Here is a 1,664-nt window from a genome sequence, read left to right on the forward strand (position 1 = left end):
CTGCGGCTGCTGTGCGACGCGAACAGCAACACCGAGATCGCCGACACCCTCTTCCTGTCCGAGTCGACGGTGAAGTCGCACGTGTCCGGCATCATGGCGAAACTGCAGGTGTCGTCGCGGCTGAAAGCAGTCGTCCGTGCCTACGAGCTCGGGCTCGTCGAGCCGCGCTGAGCGGGCCCCGCACAGCGGACGGATTGCGGCGTGGAGGGCAGTTCGGGTGAGAATGGGTCAATGACCCCCGACGAGTACGCCGCCCGCCCCTTCGCAGAGGTGCTGACCGAGGCGATCCAGGCGCGCGGACTCTCGCTCGAGCGCATCCGGGCCCGGCTCGACGCCGCCAACGTCCCGGTGAGCATCGCGACGCTCAGCTACTGGCAGTCGGGACGCTCGCTGCCCACCCGCGCCCGGTCCTATCACACGCTCGTCGAGCTGGAACGGATCCTCGACGTCGACGCCGGCCACCTCACGTCACTCACGCACACCTCCGACGGCCGGACGCGCAAGGAGCTGTTCTCTTGGCAGTCGGTGCTGCCGGTGCGCGACCTGGCGGCGTCCATCATCGGCGACCTCGGCATCGACATGCAGGGCCAGCTGGCCCGCGTCACCATGATGGACCGGCTCGCCGTCGGTGCCGACCGCACCGAGCACGTCCAGGAGAGCCGCATCCTGTGGCGGGCCGAACGCAACGGATTGCACCGTTGGCCGCTCGTCCTGCACCAGGACGCCGACGACGCCGGTGCCGTCCCGAGCGTGGAGGCCGTGTTCGGCTGCCAGGTCGGTGAGGTCATCGAGGTGCCCGAGCGGCACCTGGTCGTCGCCGAGATGGTGGCGCCGCGGGTGCTGCAGCGCGGCGAGCACCTGCTCACCGAGACGCGCATCCGGTATGCGCCCACGTCCACTCCGTCGTTCCGCATGAACCGCGCCTCCGCCGATCCGGTGCGGGTCGTGAGCATGTGCGTCACCTTCGACGCGCACGTGCTGCCGGCGCGCATCCGTTCCGGGTTCTCCGAGCAGATAGACGTGGACCCCATCGAACTCGTCGACGTCGAACTGGCCGACAACGAGGTGCAGCTCATTCGCACGGACGCCCCTCCGGGCGTCCATTCGCTGTCGTGGGAATGGGATTGAGCCTGGACGGCGTCGCCGACGCCCTCTACGCCGGCGACCCCGCCGACTTCGTCGTGACCCGGGACGCCGCCGCCAAGGCCGCGCGCGCCGCCGGCGACAAGGCGCTCGCCGCCGCGATCGGGAAGCTGCGGCGGCCGAGCCTGGCCGCCTGGTACGTGAACGTGGCCGCCCGTGCGTCCTTGGTGTCGCTCGTGGAGTGGCTGGCGCTCGGCGAAGACCTGCGAGCCGCCCAGCAAGCCCTCGACGCGGCACGCGTGCGGGCCCTCTCCGCTCGCCGCACCCAGCTGGAGGCCCGCGTCGTCGGCGACCTCGTGGCGCACTTGGGCGCCCTGGGCTTCACGGCGAGCGCTCCCGCGCTCGACGAGGTGCGAGCCACGTTGCGGGCGGCTCTCGCCGACCCCGAAGCCAGCGCCGCGGTCGCTTCCGGGCGCCTCACCCGCGCCCTGTCCTACGCCGGCTTCGGCGAGGTCGACCTCAGCGAGGCGCTGGCCGCGATCGGGGCCGAGCCTGCGGCGTCCGCCGAGCCGCCCGCGGCC

Annotated in this window: 2 protein-coding genes and 1 pseudogene; all 3 read left to right on the plus strand. The window is 71.9% G+C overall.

All coding sequences use genetic code 11. The features are described 5' to 3' along the window. The first annotated feature begins 9 nt into the window (after window positions 1-9). Window positions 10-171 carry a LuxR C-terminal-related transcriptional regulator gene (locus tag Q1K57_RS09270; RefSeq protein WP_300081392.1) on the plus strand — a complete coding sequence of 54 codons (162 nt, stop codon included), beginning with the start codon at window positions 10-12 and terminating at the stop codon, window positions 169-171. A gap of 60 nt (window positions 172-231) precedes the next feature. Further along, window positions 232-1,128 carry a hypothetical protein gene (locus Q1K57_RS09275; protein WP_300081388.1) on the plus strand — a complete coding sequence of 299 codons (897 nt, stop codon included), beginning with the start codon at window positions 232-234 and terminating at the stop codon, window positions 1,126-1,128. Further along, window positions 1,113-1,664 (plus strand): annotated as a pseudogene (locus Q1K57_RS09280) (hypothetical protein); the annotation flags it as partial. The gene Q1K57_RS09275 and the pseudogene Q1K57_RS09280, both read left to right, overlap by 16 nt.

The organism is Propioniciclava sp., assembly GCF_029977985.1.
Taxonomy (GTDB): Bacteria; Actinomycetota; Actinomycetes; order Propionibacteriales; family Propionibacteriaceae; genus Propioniciclava.

Coding starts and splice junctions, on each gene's coding strand:
- Q1K57_RS09275 (WP_300081388.1), top strand. CDS start 232: ATGACCCCCGACGAGTACGCCGCCCGCCCCTTCGCAGAGGTGCTGACC.